A 20,876-nucleotide genomic window follows, 5' to 3' on the forward strand; every position below is an offset into this window, starting at 1 on the left:
GCGCCCCGCTCAGCGGCAACGCGGAGCGTTGCGCGGGGCGCGCCGACCGAGCCTGCGAGGGAGGACGGTGCCAGCTGGCACCGCGCCTCCAGTCCGTCCTGTGGTCACGTCGGGACGTGCCCGGTCGTCGCTACGCGCGGCCGCGGATGCTCCGCAGCAGCCAGCCGATGACGGCCAGCAGGACGATGACGATGCCGACCCACAGCAGGAACTTCAGGGCACCGACGAAGATGCCGCTGAAGAGCAGGACGAGGCCGACGATGATCGCGATGATCAGCAGAGCGGGCATGGGGTGTCTCCTAGTTCTGGCGGGCAGTACGGCGGAGACGGTACCCGGATCTAGCCCACCAGGTTCTGCACGAAGACGTGGGGGGTGAAGCCGGTCAGGTCGTTGATGCCCTCGCCCTGACCGATGAGCTTGATCGGGATCCCGGTCTTCTCCTGCACGCTGAGCACGAACCCGGCCTTCGCGGAGCCGTCGAGCTTCGTGATGACGAGCCCGGTGACCCCGGCGCCCTCGATGAACGCCTGCGCCTGGGCCAGGCCGTTCTGCCCGGTCGTGGCGTCGAGGACGAGCAGCACCTCGGCGATCTCGGTCTGCTTCTCGACCACGCGCTTGATCTTCGAGAGCTCGTCCATCAGCCCGGCCTTGGTGTGCAGTCGGCCGGCGGTGTCGATGACGACGATCTCGGTGCCGTCGTGGATGGCCTTCTCGACCGTCTGGTACGCGACCGAAGCCGGGTCCTGACCGGGCTGCGCCGGGCGCACGACGTCCACGCCGGCGCGCTGGGCCCACGTGGCGACCTGCTCGACGGCGGCCGCGCGGAACGTGTCCGCCGCGCCGACGAGCACGGTGCGGTCGTACGTCTTGAGGAACTTCGCGAACTTGCCGATGGTCGTCGTCTTGCCGACGCCGTTCACGCCGACGACCAGCACGACGGCTGGACGGGCGCTGAGCTTGAGCGTCGTGTCGAGCTTCGACAGGCGCTCCTCGAGCACCTCGCGGAGCATGCGCTGCAGGTCCGCCGGGTCGGTCGTGCCGTACCGGTCGACGCGCGCGTGCAGGTCCTCGATGACCTCGTCCGCGATGTCGGGGCCGAAATCCGCACCGATCAACGCGGTCTCGAGGTCGTCCCACGTGGTCTCGTCGATGGTCTTCCGCTGGAACAGGCCGCGGAGACGGGAGGACAGGGACCAGGAACTCGCCATGTTCCCAGCTTAGAGCGCGTCGAGTGCGGGCTGTGCCGGATAGGCTCAGGTCCTGAAGGGGAGTACTCCCTCGCGGCGCACCCGTCAGTACGGTCTGGGACGATCCAGGCCCGGGACGCCGGTCGTGACGACACGGTCGACACGGTGGAGGAGACCTTCAGGCATCGGCGTACCCGCACGGCGGGACGCCCCGAACCTGAAGGACATCCATGGACGTTCCTCTCTCCGTCTGGCTCATCACCATCGCGGGCATCCTCGCGCTGCTGGTGTTCGACTTCTACTCGCACGTGCGCACGCCGCACGTGCCGCACATCAAGGAATCCGCGTTCTGGTCGGCGTTCTACGTCGGGCTCGCGATCCTGTTCGGTGTCGGCATCCTCGTCTTCGGCGGCGGACAGGCCGGCGGCGAGTACTTCGCCGGGTGGTTGACCGAGAAGGCGCTGTCGGTCGACAACCTGTTCGTCTTCCTCATCATCATGACGAGCTTCGCGGTGCCGAAGGAGTTCCAGCAGAAGGTCCTGCTGGTCGGTGTCGCGATCGCCCTCGTCGCGCGCGGTGTGTTCATCGCCCTGGGCGTCACGATCATCGAGAACTTCTCGTGGGTGTTCTACCTGTTCGGCGCGCTGCTGTTCTGGCTCGCGTGGTCGCAGGCCCGCAGCAGTGGTGAGCACGACGCGTCCGAGGGCGACTCCCGCCTCATCCGGATCCTCCGCCGCATCATCCCGACGTCGAAGGACTACGACGGCGACAAGCTGACCACCCGGGTCGACGGCAAGCGGCTGTTCACCCCGATGCTGCTCGTCATGGTCGCCATCGGTCTGACCGACGTGCTGTTCGCCCTCGACTCGATCCCGGCGATCTTCGGTCTGACGCAGGACGCGTTCATCGTGTTCACCGCGAACGCGTTCTCGCTCCTCGGTCTCCGCCAGCTCTACTTCCTCATCGCGGGGCTGCTCGAGCGGCTCATCTACCTCGGTCAGGGTCTCGCCGTCATCCTCGCGTTCATCGGCGTGAAGCTCGTCTTCCACGCGATGCACGTCAACGAGGTGCCGTTCATCAACGGTGGGCAGCCGATCCTCTGGGCGCCGGAGATCCCGATCTGGTTCTCGTTGAGCTTCATCGCGCTGACGATCGCCGTCGCGACGGTCGCCTCGCTGGTCGTCTCGAAGAAGCGCCAGGAGCGCGGGCTCACCCCGACCGGCCAGCCGAAGACCGCGGTCGAGGCCGACGCGAAGTAGTCGCGGGACGGTTCCGGACAGGAGGCGCGGTGCCAGCTGGCACCGTGCCTCCCGTCCGTTCGTGGGTCGCGACCGGGCGACTTCACGCGCCCAGCGACACTTCGCGGCGCGCCGAGCGCGTGGACTGTCGCTCAGCGCGTGAGCTCGTGCCCGCGCTACGCGACCGCGTCCGCGGGCTCCGGCTCGCGGCGCTGCACGCGCTGCCCGACCACGGCCGAGACCCCGTCCTGCCGCATCGACACCCCGTACAGCGCGTCCGCGATCTCCATCGTGCGCTTCTGGTGCGTGATGACGATGAGCTGCGAGGACTCACGGAGCCGCTCGAACACCGTGAGCAGACGCCCGAGGTTCGCGTCGTCGAGCGCCGCCTCGACCTCGTCCATGATGTAGAACGGCGACGGCCGCGCGGTGAAGATCGCCACGAGGAGCGCCACGGCCGCGAGGGACCGCTCCCCGCCGGACAGCAGCGTCAGGCGGTCGATCTTCTTGCCGGCGGGCTTCACCTGCACGTCGATGCCGGTGGCGAGCAGGTCGTCCGGGTTCGTCAGCGTGATCGACCCGGAGCCGCCCGGGAACAGGATCGGGAAGATCACGTCGAACGCCTCGCGGGTGTCGTGGAACGCGGCCTCGAAGATGGTCTGCATCTTCGTGTCGAGCTCCTCGATGATCGTGAGGAGGTCCGTCCGGGTCTTCTGCAGGTCCTCGAGCTGCTCCGCGAGGAACGCGTGCCGCTGCTCGAGCGCCTGGAACTCCTCGAGGGCGAGCGGGTTCACCTTGCCGAGCCGCCCGAGGTCGCGCTCGGCCGCTGCGAGTCGGGCCTCTTGCTCGGCGCGGACGTAGGGCACGGTCTCGACCGAGGCGGGGTCGACCTCGTCGGTGGCGTCGAACTCGGGCAGGGCCGCACCGCCGGGCAGCGTGGACCCGGCGTCGACGAGCTCGACCACGTCGTCGGCGTCCAGGTCCTCGGCCCCTGCCTCGACCGCGTCGACGCCCGCGGCGTCGGTGTCGGTGTCGGCGTCCCGCTCCGCCGCCGCGCGCGCCCGCTCCGACTCGCGGTGCCGCCGCGCCAGGACCCGCGGGTCGACCAGGACGTCCACCGGCACCGGCACGTGCGGCCCGTACTCCGTGACGAGCACCGCCTCGGGCAGCCCGAGCTCGCTCTGCGCCCGGTCGAGCAGCCCCGACACGTGCAGCTTCTTCTCGTAGATCTCCATCTCGAGGGAGTGCACGCCGTCGGTGATGGTCTGCAGACGGTCCCGGAGCTCGCGCTCCTCGTTCCGGATGACCTGGAGCTCGGTGTTGCGCTTCGTCCGCTCGGCCTCTTCGGTGGCCAGCCGCACGCGGGCCTCGGCGAGCGACCGGTCCACGGCGCCGAGCAGCCCCGGCAGGTCCGCGAGCACGCTCTCGGCCACCGCGATCTGCCCCCGCCGCACGACGGCGAGTCGGGCTGCTTCCTCGGCAGCCGCGCGCTCCGCCTCGAGCTGCCGCTGGAGCCCCGCGGCCCGGTTCCGCTCGGACCGCGCGCGTTCGCGCACCGTCTCGACCTGGATGCGGTGCTCGATCTCGGCGGACCTGGCCGCCTCGACGGCCTCCTGCAGCGCTGGACGCCCGGACGCGTCGACGACCGGCCGGGGCTGCTCGGCGAACGCGTGCTGGTCCTGTTCGGCGGCCGCGAGCGCGGCCTCGGCCGCCTCGCCGGCCCCGTCGGTCTCGGCGAGGGCGGCACGCAGCCGCTCGACCTCGGCCACGGCGTTCTCGGCCTTCGCGCGCGTCGACGCACTCGACCGGTCGTACTCGGCCTTCGCCGCGGTGTGCGCGCGGAGTACGCGGTCGGCCTCGTCGGTCCGGCGGCGCGCGTCCTCGACGGCGTTCCGTGCTGCCTGGAGGCCCGTGGCCGCGTCCTCGGCGTCCGTCGCGACCGCGGCGCGGCGGGCCCGGGCGGCGTCGCGTTCCGCGACGAGCTCGATGCGGGAGACGGCGCGCTCCCCGCCGCCGGTGACGCGGACCGCGCGGACCAGGTCACCCGACCCCGTGACCACCGTGGCGTGCGGGGCGGCGGCGAGCACCGCCTCCAGGTCGACGGTGTCGTCCACCGCGACCAGCGTGGTCCGGAGGAGCGCGGTCAGGGCGGGCGGGCCCTGGACGACGTCCAGGGCGGGTCGGACGCCGGCCGGCAGCGTCGTCGGCAGCCCGGGGCCGTCGTCGACGGCGTCGGCGACCACCACGTCGACGCGCCCGAGGTCCGCTGCGCGGGCGTGCGCGACGGTGTCGAGCGCGGCGGCGCGGTCCGAGGTGAGCACGGCGTCGGCGAGCCCGTCGAGGGCCGCGGCGACCGGCGCCTCGAAGCCGGCGGTGACGGTGAGCGCGTCGGCCAGGCGACCGAGCACGCCGTCCCGTGCCGCGTCGATGACCGCCTGGGAGCCGTCGCGGACGTCGATCGACATGCTGAGCGCGGCGACGCGGGCGTCGAGGGCGTCCCGTTCGCGCTCCAGGGCGTGCAGCCGGTCGCGCTGCGCGTCCCGCTCGGTCTGGGCCGCCTCGAGGTCGTGCCGCGCGGTCTCGTGCACGGTCGTCAGCGCGGACTCGTCGACGCCCTCGGCGGGGTCGACGCCGACCTCGGCCAGCGCGGCGGCCGCGCGCTCCGCGCGGTCCTCGGCCTCGGCGAGGGCGCGCGCCCGTCGCTCCCGGTCGGCGACGGCCGATCCGCGGCGCGACCGCGCGACGTCGACGGCACCGGCGAGCCGCTGGGCCTCGAGGTCGTGCTGCGCGACGAGGGCGGCCTGCGCGGCGATCTGCTCGTCGAGGGCGTCGAGCCGCGCGCGGGCCTCGGCGACGGCACGGGCGGTGTCGGCGGTGCCCGCGGTCATCGCGGCGGCACGGGCCTCGAGCCGCGCGGCCTCGTCGCGGACGCCCTGCACTCGCTCCGGGGTGATCGTCGGGCCCTGCTGCGGCGCGTCGGCCTGCTGCGCGAGGAACATCAGCCGCTGGTTCGCCAGGCTGGACAGGCCGCGCAGCCGCTCCTGGACGCTCTCCAGCCGGTGCACGACCGTCCGGGCGCGGTCGACGTCGTCGCCGACCATGCTCTGCTCGACCTGCTGCTGCCGGGCCCTGGTCTGCTCCAGGCGCTCCTGCAGCACGATGCGCTCGGACTTCCGGCCGGCCTCGACCTCCTGGTGGTCGTGCAGCTCGCGGCGGAGCCGGACCACGTCGTCGGCGAGGATGCGGGCCTTGGCGTCCCGGGCCACCGCGGCGACGGACTGCGCGCGCCGGGCGACCTCGGCCTGGCGCCCGAGGGGCTTCAGCTGCCGACGGATCTCTCCGGCGAGGTCGGACAGGCGCGTCAGGTTCGTCTGCATCGCGTCGAGCTTGCGGAGGGTCTTCTCCTTGCGGCGGCGGTGCTTGAGGATCCCGGCGGCCTCCTCGATGAAGCCGCGGCGGTCCTCCGGGGTGGCGTGCAGGACCTTGTCCAGCTGGCCCTGCCCGACGATGACGTGCATCTCGCGGCCGAGTCCGGTGTCGCTCAGGAGCTCCTGGACGTCGAGCAGGCGGCAGTTCTCGCCGTTGATCGCGTACTCGCTGCCGCCGTTCCGGAAGAGCGTGCGCGAGATCGTCACCTCGGAGTAGTCGATCGGCAGCAGACCGTCGGTGTTGTCGATCGTCAGGAGCACCTGCGCCCGGCCGAGCGGGCCGCGGGTGGAGGTCCCGGCGAAGATGACGTCCTCCATCTTGCCGCCGCGCAGGGTCTTCGCGCCCTGCTCCCCCATCACCCACGCGAGGGCGTCGACGACGTTCGACTTGCCCGATCCGTTCGGTCCGACGATGCAGGTCACCCCGGGCTCGAACGCGAACGTCGTCGGCTGCGCGAAGGACTTGAACCCCTTGATGGTCAGGCTCTTCAAGTACATGCGGTCTCCGGGCGGTCTGCTGCGCTGCTGGGGGCGGCGGTGCTGCCGCCGCTGGCGGTGGTCCTGGTGGGCGTCAGGCTAACGCCTGCGCGGGCGCGGGGCGGGCTGGCACACGGGGCAACGGTGGCTCGACCGGTTCATGAACGCCTCGCGCACGATCGTCGTGCCGCACCGGGGACACGGCTTCCCCTGCTGCCCGTAGACCGCCAGGCGCTGCGAGAAGTACCCGGACTGCCCGTTCACGTTGACGTACTGCGCGTCGAAGCTCGTGCCGCCGTCCTCGAGCGCGCGGCCCAGGACGCTCCGGACCTCGGCGAGGAGCCGGTGCAGGTCGGCCCGGGGCAGCCGGTCCGCCGGACGGTCGAAGTGCAGGCGGGCAGCCCACAGCGACTCGTCGGCGTAGATGTTCCCGATGCCGCTCACGACGCCCTGGTCGAGGAGCACCCGCTTGATGCCGCTCGAGCGCTTCCGTGCCGTGGCGACGAACCGGTCGTCGTCGAACGCGGGGTCGAGCGGGTCCCGCGCGATGTGCGACACCTGGTACGGGATCGAGCGGCGCCACGGTGCGTCGGGGTCCCGGGTGTCGACGGCCCCGGCGGACCCAGCCGGGGCGCCGTCCACGGTGGGGACCATGGCGTCGATCGCCATCGACCCGAAGGTCCGCTGGTCGACGAACTCGAGCTGGACCGGGGCCTCGGGGGCGCCGTCGCGGTCGGTGCCGACGGGTTGCACGTCGATGAGGATGCGGCGGTGCTTCGCCGCCGGGCGGTCGCGGCCGAGGAGCACCTGGCCGGACATGCCGAGGTGGGTGACGAGCGCCTCGGGGTGCGTGTCGCCGTCCGGCCCGGGCGCCAGCGGGAACCACATGAACTTGCCGCGACGGACGGCCGCGGCGATGGTCCGCCCGGTCAGGCGCTCCGCGAAGTCCTCGGCGGGGCCGTCGTGCCGGGTCAGCGCCCGGTCGTCGACGACGTCCACGTGCAGGACCCGGGCGCCGCTGACGGCGGGTTCGAGGCCGGCGCGGACGACCTCGACCTCGGGGAGTTCGGGCACGCGGTCAGGCCGCCCGGCCGGACAGCCGCGTCCACGCGTCGAGCGCGGCGGCCATCTCGGCGGTCTTCTTGCTCGAGCCGGAGCCCGTGGAGACGTCCTCGCCCTGCAGCACGACGGTCGCGTGGAACGTCTTGTCGTGGTCGGGGCCCTCCTCGGTCACCCGGTACGACGGGTTGCCGAGGGCCAGGCTGGCGGCGAGCTCCTGCAGGCTCGTCTTCGGGTCCATCGCGGCGCCGAAGCGGTCCGGGTCGACGAGCAGCGGTTCGACCAGGCGGAGCACGAGGTCGGTCGCGTCGTCGGGGCCCGCGGACAGGTACGTCGCGCCGATCACGGCCTCGACGGTGTCCGCCAGGATCGACGCCTTGTCACGGCCGCCGGTCTGCTCCTCGCCCTTGCCGAGGCGCAGGAAGGCGCCGAGCCCGATGATGCGGGCGATCTCGGCGAGGGCGACCGTCGAGACGAGGCTCGCACGCCGCTTGGCGAGCTCGCCCTCGTCGAGGTCGGGGAAGGACCGGAAGAGCTTCACGGTCACGGCCTGGCCGAGGATGGAGTCCCCGAGGAACTCGAGGCGTTCGTTGTGCCCGACTCCGCCGTGCTCGTAGGCGTACGAGCGGTGGGTCAGGGCGAGCTGGAGCAGCTCGGGGTCGAGGTCGACGCCGAGGATGCCCTGCAGACGAACGACGTCCGACCCCACGGGGCGGGACCCCGTGGTGCCGGACGTCGCAGTCATGCGTGGTGTCCGATCAGACGTCGGCGACCTTGCGGCCCTTGTACTCCATGTACAGGGGCGTGCCGGCCGAGTCCTCGACGACCTTCGCGCGGTGCGGGAGGCTGTAGGTGACCTGACCGTTCTCGATCGTCTTCACGAGCTGGACCGGCGCGGCCTTCCACTGCGAACGACGGGCGTGCGTGTTGGCACGGGACTGCTTGCGCTTGGGAACGGCCATGGTGGTTCTCTTTCGGTAGGTCGGTGGTCGGTGTGCGAGGAGCGTCAGGCCGTGCGGCCGTCGTCCTCGGGGCTCAGGTTCGGTGTGTCGTCGGCGCCCTGGAAGCCGCTCAGTGCGGCCCAGCGCGGGTCCAGGACCTCGCGAGGGGTGTACCCGTCGAGGTCGGCCAGACGCTCACCCGTCTCCGGGTCGAGTCCTGGGCAGTCCGGTCGGCAGACCGGCTGGAACGGCAGCGACAGCACCACCGCATCTCGAACGACCGGTTCGCAGTCCACGTGGTCGTCGCGAACGAAGAAGTCGAAATCCTCCGAGGCATCATACGCGAACAACTCGGCGAAATCGACCTCGACGGGTTCGCTGATGTCGATGAGGCAGCGCGAGCACTCCCCCGTCGCCTCTGCCGAGGCGTGACCGGAGACGAGGACACCCTCGTGCAGGCCCTCGAGTCGGACGTCCAGGTGGAGCTGCGCCCCCGTGCGGACGGCGATGACGCCCGCACCCATCGCGTCCGGCACCTCGACGTCGAGCGAGTGCTCGCGCATCTCGCCCGGACGGTGCGCGAGGTCACGCACGCGCAGGGCGTAGGGGCTGTTCACGGGGGAAGACACGATCGACGAGCCTAGCGCGAACCGGGCGGAGAGTCGAGGTGGCGGGAGGGCGTGTCAGTCGTCGGTCGCGCCCGTGCGCTGTGCCAGCGCCTCGGCCACGACGGCGGGGACGTACGGCGTGACGTCGCCGCCCAGGGTGGAGACCTGGCGGATGAGGGAGCTCGAGACGTGCGCCCGCGAGGCCTCCGGCAGCAGGAACACCGTCTCGACGTCCGCGAGGTGCCGGTTCATGATCGCCATCGGCGTCTCGTAGGCGACGTCCTCGCCCGAGCGGACGCCCTTCACGAGGACCCCGGCACCGACCTGCCGGCAGTAGTCCACCAGCAGGCCCGACGTCCACTCGCCGACCCGGACGTCCCCCGGCACGCCGACCTCGGCGAGCGAGGCCTCGATGAGCCGCACCCGGTCAGCGGCCTCGAACATGGCGGGCTTCTTGTCGGGGTTGTGCACGACGAGGACGTGCACCTCGTCGAAGAGCCGGGCGGCCCGTCCGATGACGTCGAGGTGCCCGAGGGTCACGGGGTCGAAGGAGCCGGGGACGACGGCGATGTGGGCCATGGCCGCAACGCTACCGAGTCCGGGTGCTCGGGTGCCTCGGAGCGCGTGTGGTCGCGTCCGGCCGCGTGCCGCCGCCTCCGACCGCGTGCTGTCAGTTCTTGCCGAGGAAGGCGGCGTCGGACTCGTCCAGGCGGCGCGCGAGGGCCTCGCGCAGGGCCGGGTGGTCCTGCAGCTGCGGGTCCGGCTCGAGGACCCGCTCGGCTTCCTCGCGCGCGTCGACGATGAGGTCGGCGTGCTCGACCACGCGCAGCAGGTTGAGCGACGACCGGCCGCCGGACTGCCGTTCGCCGAGCACGTCTCCTTCGCGGCGGAGTTCGAGGTCCACCCGGGCGAGTTCGAAGCCGTCGTCCGAGGCCGCCACCGCGTCGACGCGCTCGCGGGAGACCGTCTCGGCCTCGGCGGTGGTGACCAGCAGGCACACGCCCGGGTACTGCCCGCGGCCGATGCGCCCGCGGAGCTGGTGGAGCTGGGACACCCCGAACCGGTCGGCGTCGAGCACGGCCATCATCGAGGCGTTCGGGACGTCGACCCCGACCTCGATGACGGTGGTCGCGACGAGCACGTCGACGTCGCCGGCCGCGAACGAGGTCATCACGCGGTCCTTCTCGTCGGCGGACATCCGACCGTGCAGGACCTCGATCCGGCGGCCCTGGAGCACGGGCATCGCGCGCATCCGCTCGGCCGTCGCGAGCACCGTGGCGGGCGCGCGCTTCGGCGCGTCGTCGCCGTCCGGGTCGGCGTCGCCGTCGTCCTCGCGGTGGGCGTCGTCGATCGCCGGGCAGACCACGAACGCCTGGCGCCCCGCAGCGAGCTCCTCGGCCATCCGGGTCCAGATCCGGGCTTCCCACCCGGGGTGCTCGGCGAGCCCGACGGCGAAGGTCTCGACGCCCGCGCGTCCTGAGGGCAGGCCCGTGATCGTGGAGACGTCGAGGTCGCCGAAGACCGTCATCGCCACCGTTCGTGGGATCGGCGTGGCGGTCAGGACGAGCACGTGCGGCGGGGTCGCGCCCTTCGTGCGGAGTGCTTCGCGCTGCTCGACGCCGAAGCGGTGCTGTTCGTCGACGACGACGAGCCCGAGCTCGGCGAAGTCCACGCGGTCGCCGAGGAGGGCGTGCGTGCCGACGACGAGGCGGGAGCTGCCGGACGCGGCGGCGAGCAGGGCCCGTCGGCGTTCATCGGTGGACTGGGAGCCGGTCAGGATGACGGGACGGAGTTCGGCGGCCAGGTCCGGTCCGAGGAACTTCACGATGGAGCGCAGGTGCTGCGCCGCCAGGACCTCGGTCGGGGCGATGAGCGCCGACTGACCGCCGGACTCGGCGACCGTGAGCATCGCGCGGATCGCCACGAGGGTCTTGCCCGAACCGACCTCACCTTGCACGAGCCGGTGCATCGGCCACTCGCCGGCGAGGTCGCGGTCGATCTCGGCGCCGACGGCACGCTGGTCGTCGGTGAGCGTGAACGGCAGCGTCGCGTCGAAGCGCTCGAGGATGCCGCCCGGAGCTGCACGCCGCGGGGTCGCCGCGGTCGCCCTGGCCGCGATCCGCCGCTGGACGAGCGCGGTCTGCAGCACGAACGCCTCGCGGTAGCGCAGGGCGTCCTGGGCGCGCTTGAAGTCCGCGACCTTCTCCGGCCGGTGGAGCAGCTCGAGTGCCCGGCGGAAGGGCACCAGGCCGAGTCGGTTCCGGACCGGTGCCGGGATCGGGTCGTCGACGTCGGGCAGGGTGTCGAGCACCACACCGATGGCCTTCGCGATCTGCCAGGACGTCAGCGAGGCGGTCGCCGGGTAGATCGGGATGGGCTGGCGGGACCAGCGGATGGCCTCGTCGCTCTCCGGGTCCGCGGTCGCACGGGGGTCGTCCGCGTCGAACAGCTCGTAGTCGGGGTGCGCCAGCTGCCGGGCGCCGCGGTAGTCGCCCACCTTGCCGGCGAACACGCCCCGGGCACCGGGGACGAGGTCCTTCGTCCGCCAGCCCTGGTTGAAGAACGTCAGCGTCAGGAGGCCCTTGCCGTCGCCGATCTTCGCTTCGAGGATCGACCCGCGGCGGGCGCGCATCGTGCGTTCGCGGACGTCGATGACCTCGGCCACGATCGTCACGGACTCGCCGATCGCCAGGGAGTCGAGCGCCGTCAGGGCACCGCGCTCGGCGTAGCGCCGCGGGGCGTGCTCGAGGAACTCCCCCACGGTGCGGTACCCGAACGCCTTCTCGATCGCCGTCGCCGTCCGGCCGCCGAGCACGCCGCTCAGCCGGGCGTCGAGCGGCGCCGGACCCAGGTCGGGCGCCACCGCCGGTGCGGGGCTCGCGGAGGTGACCACGCGACCACGGTACCCGGCACGGCCGACGTGCCCCGATCCTCCCGTCCGGCCTGTGGAGCAGGCGACTGGTCACGCGAGCCTGTGGAGGGACCCGGGGTGGCGCCCGGCGGCCGCTACGGTTGCTGCATGACACGGATCATCGCCGGTGCCGCCGGTTCCACGACGCTCCGCGTGCCGAAGTCCGGGACGCGACCGACGAGCGACCGGGTGCGCGAGGCGCTTTTCTCCTCGTTGGAGGCGCGTGGGCTCGTCGACGACGCGGCGGTGGCCGACCTGTACGCCGGCACGGGCGCGCTCGGGCTCGAGGCGGCGTCCCGCGGCGCGGTCGAGGTGGTCCTGGTGGACCGTGCCTCCGGGGCGGCCGAGGCGTGCCGGGCGAACGCACGGGCCGTGCAGCAGCGGGTCCCCGGGGTGCGCGTCGACGTGCACCCGCAGCCGGCACTCGGGTTCCTGCGGGCGACGGTGCGGACCTTCGACCTGGTGTTCATCGACCCGCCGTACGACGTCACGGAGCACGAGATCGCCGAGGTGCTCGAGGCGCTCGTGCCGCGGCTGACCCCTGGTGCGGTCGTGGTGGTCGAGCGGAGCAAGCGTTCCCCGGAGCCGACGTGGCCCGCGGGACTGGAGCCCTTCAGCAAGCGGAGCTACGGCGAGACCGTGGCGTGGGAGGCCGTCGCACCGAGCGTGTGACGCGGGGGCCGGTGGTGCTCGCTGGACGGGTGCGGGCGTGTCAGCCCGCGGCGCCGTCCCAGTCCGCGTAGGGGTCCCAGCCGGAGGTCGGCACCGGGACGCCGGCGCGGAGCAGGTCGTGGTCGCCGCGGTCGAGCACGCTGCCGATCCGCCGGAAGCCCCCGGGCAGGTCCGTCCCGGCGGGGAAGGTCGCGAGGAGCCCGTGGTCCTCGCCGCCGTGCAGCGCAGAGCCCTCGGGGACGGCCTCGGCGTCGAACGCCAGCGTGACCCCGCTCGCGCGGGCGAGGCGACCGGCGTCGATCGCGAGGCCGTCGGACAGGTCGAGCATCGCCGTGGCCCCCGCAGCCGCGGCCGCGGGGCCGTCGGCGATCGGTGGGACGGGGCGCCGCTGCCGCGCGACGTCCGGGTCGGTGTCGGCACCACTCGCGAGCGTCGCCGCGCGGGACGGCTCGCCGTCGGCGTCGACGCCGTCACGGAAGAGCCGGGCGAGCCCGCGCGCCGCGGGGCCGAGCTCGCCGGACACGGCGAGGACGTCGCCGGGACGGGCTCCCGAGCGCAGGACCGGTGCGTGTCCGTCGAGGTCGCCGAACGCCGAGACGGACACCGTGAACGTCGCCGACGTCGAGAGGTCGCCGCCGACGACACCGCACGCGGGCGCCAGCGCGTCGACGGCCTGCCGGACCCCGTCCGCGAAGGACTCGAGGACCGTCACCGGGGTGTCCTGGGGCGCCGCGAGGGCGATCACGAGCGCCGTGGGGACCGCGCCCATCGCCGCGACGTCGGACAGGTTCGTCGCCGCGGCCTTCCACCCGACGTCGGCCGGCGAGGACCACGCCCACCGGAAGTCCGGACCGTGCACCATCATGTCCGTCGTCACGACGAACCGGCGGTCCGGCGCCGACACCACGGCGCAGTCGTCGCCGGGGCCGACCTCGGGTGACCCGGGCGGGAGCCGTCGGACGATGCGGTCCAGGACGGCCAGCTCACCGACCTCGCCGACGGTCGGTCCGGCCCAGGCCTCGTTCGGTGCGTCCACACCAGAACGGTAGCCTGGACCCCGATGGACACCGTGCGCCGCCCCCTCCGCTGGACCGCGATCGCGGGCGTGGCCGTGGCCCTCGCCGCCGGCCTGACGGGCTGCACAAACGCCGTCTCGATGTCCCCGGCGCCCTCTGCCGACGCGGCTGCGTGCGCCGCCGTGCAGGTCCGGCTGCCGAGCACCGTCGACACGAAGTACGCGATGCGGAACACGAACGCGCAGTCGACCGCCGCGTGGGGCGACCCCGAGGCGGCGATCTACCACTGCGGCGTCGCGGTGCCGACCGTGTCCGACCTGCCGTGCTTCAGCCAGGGCGGGGTCGACTGGATCCGCGACGACCGGGGCGCGCAGATCGTGTTCACCACGTTCGGCCGCACGCCCGCGGTGCAGGTCGTCATCGACACGAAGCTGACCACCTCACAGGTGGTGCAGGACCTCTCCGACGCGGTGTCGACGCTGCCGAAGGACGGACGCGAGTGCCTCGACCCGTCCCAGGTGCAGGGATGACGCACGGCCGCCAGTCGCCCCGAGTCTCGGGCTGACCGACACGACTCGGTCGCGCCACGCCGCGACTCGTCGCTGCACGCGAGACTCGGGCTGACGCACGACCCGTCGCGCGTCAACGGACGGCGGCGCGCCCCAGCTCGATGAGCTCCGTCACGAGTTCGCCGTACGACACGCCCGACGCCGCCCAGCACCGCGGGTACATCGACAGCGGCGTGAACCCGGGCATGGTGTTGACCTCGTTCACCACGAAGCCGTCGTCGGTCAGGAAGCAGTCGACGCGGGCGAGTCCCGCGCCGCCGATCGCCTCGAACGCACGGGCACCGATCGACCGGATCTCGTCGGTCTCAGACTCGGTGAGCGGCGCCGGGCAGAGGAGCGCTTCGTCCCCGCCGAGGTACTTCGAGGCGAAGTCGTAGAAGCCGTCCTCGGCGACGACGATCTCGCCGGGCAGGCTCGTGCGCGGCACACCGTCGCGGCCCTCGAGCACGGCGACCTCGACCTCGCGGCCGACCACCCGCGGCTCGACGATGACCTTCGAGTCGTGCTCGAACGCCAGGTCCATGGCGGCACCGAGCTGCGACGGCTCGTCGACCCGCGAGACCCCCATGCTCGAACCGGCGCGGGCGGGCTTCACGAACAGCGGCCAGCCGTGCGCGGCGACGGTCTCGGCGACGTCCACCGGGTCGGCGGCCCACTCGCGGCGGAGCACCGTGGTCCACGGCGCGACGCGGAGCCCGGCGTGCTCGAGCACGACCTTCGCGGTGTGCTTGTCCATCGCCAGGGCGCTCGCGAGCACGCCGTCGCCGACGTACGGCAGCCCGGCGATCTCGAGGAGGCCCTGGATCGTGCCGTCCTCGCCGAAGGGGCCGTGCAGGATCGGGAACACCACGTCGACGGCGATCGTCTCGACCGAGCCGTCCGGGTGCGACACGACGAGCTCGTTCGTCGCGGGGGACGTCGGGAACGCCACGCGGGTGCCGTTGTCGGGCACCGTCGGCAGCACGCCGTCCCGGAGCGCCCACTGCGCGGGGTCGTCGGCCTGCAGCGTGAACGCACCCTCGGCGGTGATGCCGATCGGCACGACGTCGTAGGACGACCGGTCGACGACGTCCATGATCCCGCCGGCGGTCACGCAGCTGATCTCGTGCTCACTGGACCGCCCGCCGAAGAGCACGGCGACGGTCGTGGTCGCGGGAGCGATCGTGGGCATGGCAGTCCCCTTGCTGGTCGGGACCGGACCGGTCACTCGCCCTGGGGTTCGTCGGTCTCGGTGAGGTGCGGCGCGATGTTGCGCGGGTCGAGCCTACCGGCGAGGACCTCGGCCACCTGCCCGACGATGGGCATGTCGACGCCGTTCGCCGCCGCGAGTTCGAGGATCGGGGCGACCGATGCCAGCCCCTCGGCGGTCTGGTCCATCTGCCGCACGACCTCGTCGAAGCGGTACCCCTGCCCGAGCAGTCGCCCGGCGGTGTTGTTCCGCGAGAGCGGCGACTGGCACGTGGCGATGAGGTCCCCGAGCCCGGCGAGCCCGGACAGCGTGGAGGGCTGCGCCCCGAGGGACACCGCGAAGTCGGTCATCTCGGCGAGCCCGCGGGTGATGATCGACGCCTTCGTGTTCTCGCCGTAGCCGACGCCGTCCACGATGCCGATCGCCACGGCGATCAGGTTCTTCAGCACGCCGCCGAACTCGGTCCCGATCACGTCGGTGTTCGTGAACGACCGGAAGTACGGGTTCGTGGCGACCGCGGCGACCGCGGTGGCGGTGTCGATCGAGGTCGACGACACGACGGCCGCGGTCGGCTGCCGACGGGCGATCTCGAGCGCGAGGTTCGGGCCGCTCGCGACGGCGATCCGGTCGCGGTCGATGCCGAGTCCCTCGTGCAGTACCTCGCTCATCCGCAGCCCGGTGGCCTTCTCGACGCCCTTCATCAGGCTGACGACGGGGACGCCCTCGGGCAGCAGCGGCGCGATCGCGGCCAGGTTCGAGCGCAGGGACTGCGACGGGACCGAGACGTACACCTGCTCGGCGCCGTCGAGCACGGCCGACAGCGAGGTCGACGCCGTCAGGGTCCGGGGCAGGTTGATGCCGGGCAGGTAGTCGGAGTTGCGCTTCGTCTCGGTGATCTCGCGGGCGACCTCGGGCCGGCGCGCCCAGACGACGGTGTCGGCACCGCCCTCAGCGAGCACCTTGGCGAACGTGGTCCCCCAGCTGCCGGCACCGATCACGGCGACGCGCGGCTTGTCGGTCGACTGCATCACCACGCGGATGGCGGCGGTGTCGACCGCGCCGGGTGCGGCGACCGCGGGGTCCGGGTGGTCCTCGTGCGGGCGGAGGCCCGTGCCGTGGTCACTCAAACTTGCCGGTCTCCTTCTGGTTGTTCGCGGACGGGTCCCAGCGGGTGGCGGGAGCCGTCTCGCCGCGCAGTTCCTCGAGCAGCTCGGTGATGCGCTGCATGACGATCGCGGTGGCCTCGAGCAGCATCTGTTGGTCGATCGGTCGGCCGCGGTACGCCGACAGGTCGACCTCGTCGCCGACGATCACGTCGACGCGGGTCGGCGGGAACAGCTTCAGCTTCTTGCCGTACCGCGCCATGATCCCCTGCGTACCCCAGTGGGCCATCGGGATGAGCGGTACGTCGTTCTCGAGCGCGATCCGCACCGCGCCGGTCTTGCCGCGCATCGGCCACAGGTCGGGGTCGCGGGTCAGCGTCCCTTCGGGGTAGACGATGATCGCACCGCCCTGCTCGATGACCGACCTGCCGCCGCCGAGCGGGTCACTCAGCCGCGTGCGTCCGGAGCGCTCGACCGGGATCTGGCCCATCCCCGACATGAGCTTGCCGAAGACCGGGACCTTGAAGAGGGACGCCTTCGCGAGGAACCGCGGGGCACGCCGGGACAGCCACACGGCCGTGCCCACCACGAGCGGGTCGATGTTCGTGAAGTGGTTCGGGGCGAGCACGAACGCGCCGCCCTCCGGCAGCCGCTTCGACCCGTGCCAGTGGTACCGCGCCGAGAACCGGAAGACCGGGATCACGACGGAGGCGGTGATGCGGAACGCGGTGTTCAGCTCACCGCGCCGCCACCGGCGCCCGGGCGTGGGCAGACCCGTCGTGACGTCCGTGGCGGACCTGCGCCGTGCCTCCAGGCCGTCGCCGGCACCGTCTACCGGGCCGCGACCGGCCGCGTCAGCAGCCACGCGCCTAGCCCGCGAAGTCGAAGTCGGCGCCGAGCTTGCGCAGCTTCGGGATGAAGTGCTCGTAGCCCCGGCTGATGATGCCGACGTTGGTGATGTGCGACTCGCCCTCGGCGGTGAGCGCCGCGATGAGGTGGCTGAAGCCGCCGCGCAGGTCGGGGACGCGGACGTTCGCGGCGTGCAGCGGCGTCGGACCGGTGATGACGGCTGCCTGCTCGAACGGGCGGCGGGCGACGCGACGGTCGTGGCCTGGCAGCCCCTCCTTGTGGACGACGATGTCGGCGCCCATCTCGTTCAGGGCGTCGGTGAAGCCGAAGCGGTTCTCGTAGACGGTCTCGTGCACGATGCTCGTGCCCTCGGCCTGGGTCAGCGCCACGACGAGCGGCTGCTGCCAGTCGGTCATGAAGCCGGGGTGCACGTCGGTCTCGACGACGACCGGGCGCAGGACCTCGCGCTCGCGGTAGAAGCGGATCCCGTCCTCTTGGACGTCGAACCCGCCGCCGACCTTGCGGAAGACGTTGAGGAACGTCATGAGGTCTTGCTGGTCGGCGCCCTCGACGAAGATGTCGCCGTTCGTGGCGAGCGCGGCCGAGGCCCAGCTGGCGGCCTCGTTGCGGTCGTTGATCGCGCGGTGCGTGTAGCCGCGGAGCGACTCGACGCCCTCGATGAAGATCGTGCGGGACGGCTCGACCGTGACGATCGCGCCCATCTTCTGCAGGATCGCGATGAGGTCCATGATCTCGGGCTCGATCGCGGCGTTGCGGAGCTCCGTCACGCCCTCGGCGAGGACCGACGACAGCAGGACCTGCTCGGTCGCGCCGACGCTCGGGTACGGCAGCTCGATCTTCGCGCCGCGGAGGCCGTCCGGTGCGGTCAGGTGGATGCCGTTGACCTGCTTGTCGACGACGGCGCCCATCGCGCGGAGGGCGTCGAGGTGGAAGTCGATCGGCCGGTCGCCGATGCGGCAGCCGCCGAGGTCGGGGATGAACGCCTCGCCGAGCTTGTGCAGCAGCGGGCCGCAGAACAGGATCGGGATGCGGCTCGACCCGGCGTGCGCGTCGATCTCGGCGAAGTGCGCCGACTCGACGTTCGACGGGTCGAGGATGAGCTCGCCTCGTGCAGGATCCGTGATGCGCACACCGTGCACCTCGAGCAGGCCGCGGACGACCTTGACGTCGGAGATGTCCGGTACGTCCTTGAGGATCGACGGGGTGTCACCGAGCAGGGACGCCACCATCGCCTTGGTCGCGAGGTTCTTCGCGCCGCGGACCTCGATGCGTCCCACGAGCGGCTTGCCGCCCCGGATGACGATCTCGTCCGACTTCAGGCCGACGCGGGCCCCTGCTGCTGCTGCGTCCTGTACGAGGGAGTTCACTACTTCACCGGCAATGTCTTCGGCCGCCATCTGGAGCGGCGGGATTCGAACTCCGTGATCGAGGACTCGTCACGGAGGGTGAGCCCGATGTCGTCGAGCCCTTCCATCAACCGCCAACGAGTGTAAGCGTCGATCTCGAAGGGCACGTCCACCGCGCCGAGCGACACGCGCTGCGCGACGAGGTCGACGGTCGCCTCGATCCCCGGGTTCGCCGCGATCTCGGCCCAGAGCCGCTCGACTTCCGGTTCGGTCACGATCGCGGTGACCAGGCCCTGCTTGCCCGCGTTGCCTTTGAAGATGTCCGCGAAACGGGGTGAGACGACGACGCGGAACCCGAAGTCGCGGAGCGCCCAGACGGCGTGCTCGCGCGAGGAACCGGTGCCGAAGTCCGGCCCGGCGACGAGCACCTGCGCGCCCTGGAACACGGGCTGGTTGAGCACGAACTCGGGGTCCTGGCGCCACCCGGCGAACAGGGCGTCCTCGAAGCCGGTCTTCGTGACGCGCTTGAGGTACACCGCGGGGATGATCTGGTCGGTGTCGACGTTCGAGCGCTGCAGCGGGGCGGCGATCCCCGTGACGGTGGTGATCTTGTCCATCAGTTGGCCCCTTCGGTGCTGTTCACGACGTCGTTCAGTTCGTCGTCGGTGGCGAGGTCCCACGGGCTGGAGAGCGTGCCGCGGACGGCGGTCGCGGCCGCGACGAGCGGCGACACCAGGTGGGTGCGCCCGCCCTTGCCCTGGCGGCCCTCGAAGTTCCGGTTCGAGGTGCTCGCGCAGCGCTCCCCCGGTGCGAGCTGGTCGGGGTTCATGCCGAGGCACATCGAGCAGCCGGCGAACCGCCACTCGGCGCCGAAGTCCGTGAAGACCTGGTCGAGCCCCTCCGCCTCGGCCTCGAGCCGGACCCGGGCGGACCCCGGCACGACCATCACGCGGACACCGGGTGCCTTCGACCGGCCCTTGATGATCGACGCGAAGGCCCGGAGGTCCTCGATGCGGGAGTTCGTGCAGGAGCCCATGAACACCGCGTCGACCGCGATGTCCTTCATCGGCGTTCCGGCCTGCAGGTCCATGTACTCCAGCGCGCGCTGCGCTGCAGCCTGGTCGTTCGGGTCGCTGTAGCTCGCGGGGTCCGGCACCGACTCGGACAGGGAGACGCCCTGGCCGGGGTTCGTGCCCCAGGTGACGAACGGCTCGAGGGCGTCGGCGTCGATGAACACCTCGGCGTCGAACACGGCGTCGTCGTCGGTCGCGAGCGTGTCCCAGTACGCGACGGCGTCGTCCCAGTCCTGGCCGGTCGGCGCGTGGTCGCGGCCCTGCACGTAGTCGTAGGTCGTCTGGTCGGGGGCGACCATGCCGGCGCGGGCACCGGCCTCGATCGACATGTTGCAGATCGTCATGCGGCCCTCCATCGAGAGCGCCCGGATCGCGGAGCCGCGGTACTCGAGCACGTAGCCCTGCCCGCCGCCGGTGCCGATCTGGGCGATGACCGCGAGGATGATGTCCTTCGCCGTGACGCCGGGGCGCAGCGTGCCCTCGACCGTGATCGCCATCGTCTTGAAGGGCTTCAGCGGCAGGGTCTGCGTGGCGAGGACGTGCTCGACCTCGGACGTGCCGATGCCGAACGCCATCGCGCCGAACGCGCCGTGGGTGCTCGTGTGCGAGTCGCCGCACACGACCGTGATGCCCGGCATGGTCAGGCCGAGCTGCGGACCGACCACGTGGACGATCCCCTGCTCCTTGTCGCCCAGCGAGTGCAGGCGCACCCCGAACTCCGCGCAGTTGCGGCGCAGGGTCTCGATCTGCGTGCGGCTGGTGGGGTCCGCGATGGGCCGGTCGATCGCGAGGGTCGGGGTGTTGTGGTCCTCGGTCGCGATCGTGAGGTCGAGGCGGCGCACCGGGCGTCCGGCCTGGCGCAGGCCGTCGAACGCCTGCGGGCTCGTCACCTCGTGCACGAGGTGGAGGTCGATGTAGAGGAGGTCCGGCTTGCCGTCCTCGCCCGTGACCACGACGTGGTCGTCCCACACCTTCTCGGCGAGCGTCTTTCCCATCGGCTCGACCCTTCCTCGTTGACGTCGATGCGCCGCGTGCGCGGCTCGGTCCAGCAAGACTAGCAGGTTGGTATACCAACGCGCGTGCGCAGGGCGGGACGGACTGGAGGCACGGGGCGGGGCCGCCACGATCCTCCCCGTCCGGTGGTGGGTCGCGTTGCGCGCCGGGGCGGGCCGAGCACCCGCGGTCCCG

19 protein-coding genes are annotated in these 20,876 nt (G+C 72.2%); 3 read left to right on the forward strand and 16 right to left on the reverse strand.

Features of this window, described 5'->3' with window-relative positions; all coding sequences use genetic code 11:
* Positions 1–130: 130 nt before the first annotated feature.
* Positions 131–289, reverse strand: coding sequence for a DUF4175 domain-containing protein (locus DEU32_RS16905; RefSeq protein WP_141862001.1), 159 nt, complete (start codon positions 287–289; stop codon positions 131–133).
* A gap of 50 nt (positions 290–339) precedes the next feature.
* Positions 340–1,209: a signal recognition particle-docking protein FtsY gene (gene ftsY / locus DEU32_RS08365; protein WP_058742022.1), complete on the reverse strand. Its 870-nt coding sequence runs from the start codon at positions 1,207–1,209 to the stop codon at positions 340–342.
* Between the two features lie 209 nt (positions 1,210–1,418).
* Between ftsY and DEU32_RS08370 the strand changes: the two genes are divergently transcribed.
* Positions 1,419–2,447 (forward strand): TerC family protein, encoded by a 1,029-nt coding sequence (locus tag DEU32_RS08370; protein ID WP_114850084.1) that lies wholly within the window; start codon positions 1,419–1,421, stop codon positions 2,445–2,447.
* A 155-nt stretch (positions 2,448–2,602) separates the two neighbouring features.
* Here DEU32_RS08370 and DEU32_RS08375 read toward each other — a convergent pair whose 3' ends face one another.
* The 7 genes from DEU32_RS08375 to DEU32_RS08405 all read right to left on the reverse strand — a co-directional run bounded on the left by DEU32_RS08375 (position 2,603) and on the right by DEU32_RS08405 (position 11,790).
* Positions 2,603–6,352: a chromosome segregation SMC family protein gene (locus DEU32_RS08375; RefSeq protein WP_114850085.1), complete on the reverse strand. Its 3,750-nt coding sequence runs from the start codon at positions 6,350–6,352 to the stop codon at positions 2,603–2,605.
* A 78-nt stretch (positions 6,353–6,430) separates the two neighbouring features.
* Positions 6,431–7,405, reverse strand: coding sequence for a bifunctional DNA-formamidopyrimidine glycosylase/DNA-(apurinic or apyrimidinic site) lyase (mutM, locus tag DEU32_RS08380; RefSeq protein ID WP_114850086.1), 975 nt, complete (start codon positions 7,403–7,405; stop codon positions 6,431–6,433).
* A gap of 4 nt (positions 7,406–7,409) precedes the next feature.
* A complete protein-coding gene (gene rnc / locus DEU32_RS08385; RefSeq protein WP_114850087.1) occupies positions 7,410–8,135 on the reverse strand; it encodes a ribonuclease III in 726 nt (241 codons plus the stop codon).
* Between the two features lie 13 nt (positions 8,136–8,148).
* On the reverse strand, positions 8,149–8,352 hold the full coding sequence (gene rpmF, locus DEU32_RS08390; RefSeq protein WP_056126067.1) for a 50S ribosomal protein L32: 204 nt from the start codon (positions 8,350–8,352) through the stop codon (positions 8,149–8,151).
* 44 nt (positions 8,353–8,396) lie between these two features.
* Positions 8,397–8,960 carry a DUF177 domain-containing protein gene (locus DEU32_RS08395; protein WP_309473784.1) on the reverse strand — a complete coding sequence of 188 codons (564 nt, stop codon included), beginning with the start codon at positions 8,958–8,960 and terminating at the stop codon, positions 8,397–8,399.
* Positions 8,961–9,014: 54 nt separating this feature from the next.
* Positions 9,015–9,518 (reverse strand): pantetheine-phosphate adenylyltransferase, encoded by a 504-nt coding sequence (gene coaD / locus DEU32_RS08400; protein ID WP_114850089.1) that lies wholly within the window; start codon positions 9,516–9,518, stop codon positions 9,015–9,017.
* 91 nt (positions 9,519–9,609) lie between these two features.
* Positions 9,610–11,790 (reverse strand): ATP-dependent DNA helicase RecG, encoded by a 2,181-nt coding sequence (locus DEU32_RS08405; protein WP_395858325.1) that lies wholly within the window; start codon positions 11,788–11,790, stop codon positions 9,610–9,612.
* 168 nt (positions 11,791–11,958) lie between these two features.
* Between DEU32_RS08405 and DEU32_RS08410 the strand changes: the two genes are divergently transcribed.
* Complete coding sequence (locus tag DEU32_RS08410; protein ID WP_114850091.1) at positions 11,959–12,522, forward strand: RsmD family RNA methyltransferase; 564 nt, start codon at positions 11,959–11,961, stop codon at positions 12,520–12,522.
* Between the two features lie 40 nt (positions 12,523–12,562).
* Here the strand turns inward: DEU32_RS08410 and thiL are convergent, their stop codons facing one another.
* Positions 12,563–13,558, reverse strand: a complete 996-nt coding sequence (gene thiL / locus DEU32_RS08415; RefSeq protein WP_114850092.1) for a thiamine-phosphate kinase — start codon at positions 13,556–13,558, stop codon at positions 12,563–12,565.
* Positions 13,559–13,582: 24 nt separating this feature from the next.
* Here thiL and DEU32_RS08420 point away from each other — a divergent pair, with 24 nt between their 5' ends.
* Positions 13,583–14,068, forward strand: a complete 486-nt coding sequence (locus tag DEU32_RS08420) for a DUF3515 family protein (protein ID WP_058742014.1) — start codon at positions 13,583–13,585, stop codon at positions 14,066–14,068.
* Between the two features lie 112 nt (positions 14,069–14,180).
* Here the strand turns inward: DEU32_RS08420 and DEU32_RS08425 are convergent, their stop codons facing one another.
* From DEU32_RS08425 to leuC, 6 genes are all read right to left on the reverse strand, one after another.
* Positions 14,181–15,278, reverse strand: coding sequence for a D-alanine--D-alanine ligase family protein (locus DEU32_RS08425; protein ID WP_114850152.1), 1,098 nt, complete (start codon positions 15,276–15,278; stop codon positions 14,181–14,183).
* A gap of 32 nt (positions 15,279–15,310) precedes the next feature.
* The gene (locus DEU32_RS08430) at positions 15,311–16,324 is read right to left on the reverse strand and encodes an NAD(P)H-dependent glycerol-3-phosphate dehydrogenase (protein ID WP_058742053.1); all 1,014 of its coding nucleotides are present in this window, start codon (positions 16,322–16,324) and stop codon (positions 15,311–15,313) included.
* Between the two features lie 91 nt (positions 16,325–16,415).
* Complete coding sequence (locus DEU32_RS08435; protein ID WP_258554817.1) at positions 16,416–17,264, reverse strand: 1-acyl-sn-glycerol-3-phosphate acyltransferase; 849 nt, start codon at positions 17,262–17,264, stop codon at positions 16,416–16,418.
* A 4-nt stretch (positions 17,265–17,268) separates the two neighbouring features.
* Positions 17,269–18,636: a UDP-N-acetylglucosamine 1-carboxyvinyltransferase gene (murA, locus tag DEU32_RS08440; protein WP_058742013.1), complete on the reverse strand. Its 1,368-nt coding sequence runs from the start codon at positions 18,634–18,636 to the stop codon at positions 17,269–17,271.
* A complete protein-coding gene (leuD, locus tag DEU32_RS08445) occupies positions 18,636–19,232 on the reverse strand; it encodes a 3-isopropylmalate dehydratase small subunit (RefSeq protein WP_114850093.1) in 597 nt (198 codons plus the stop codon). Before leuD ends, murA begins: the two co-directional genes overlap by 1 nt.
* The gene (leuC, locus tag DEU32_RS08450) at positions 19,232–20,683 is read right to left on the reverse strand and encodes a 3-isopropylmalate dehydratase large subunit (protein ID WP_114850094.1); all 1,452 of its coding nucleotides are present in this window, start codon (positions 20,681–20,683) and stop codon (positions 19,232–19,234) included. The genes leuD and leuC overlap by 1 nt, the downstream gene beginning before the upstream one ends.
* Positions 20,684–20,876 lie beyond the last annotated feature (193 nt).

This window comes from Curtobacterium sp. AG1037 (genome assembly GCF_003349855.1).
In the GTDB taxonomy this organism is placed as follows: domain Bacteria; phylum Actinomycetota; class Actinomycetes; order Actinomycetales; family Microbacteriaceae; genus Curtobacterium; species Curtobacterium citreum.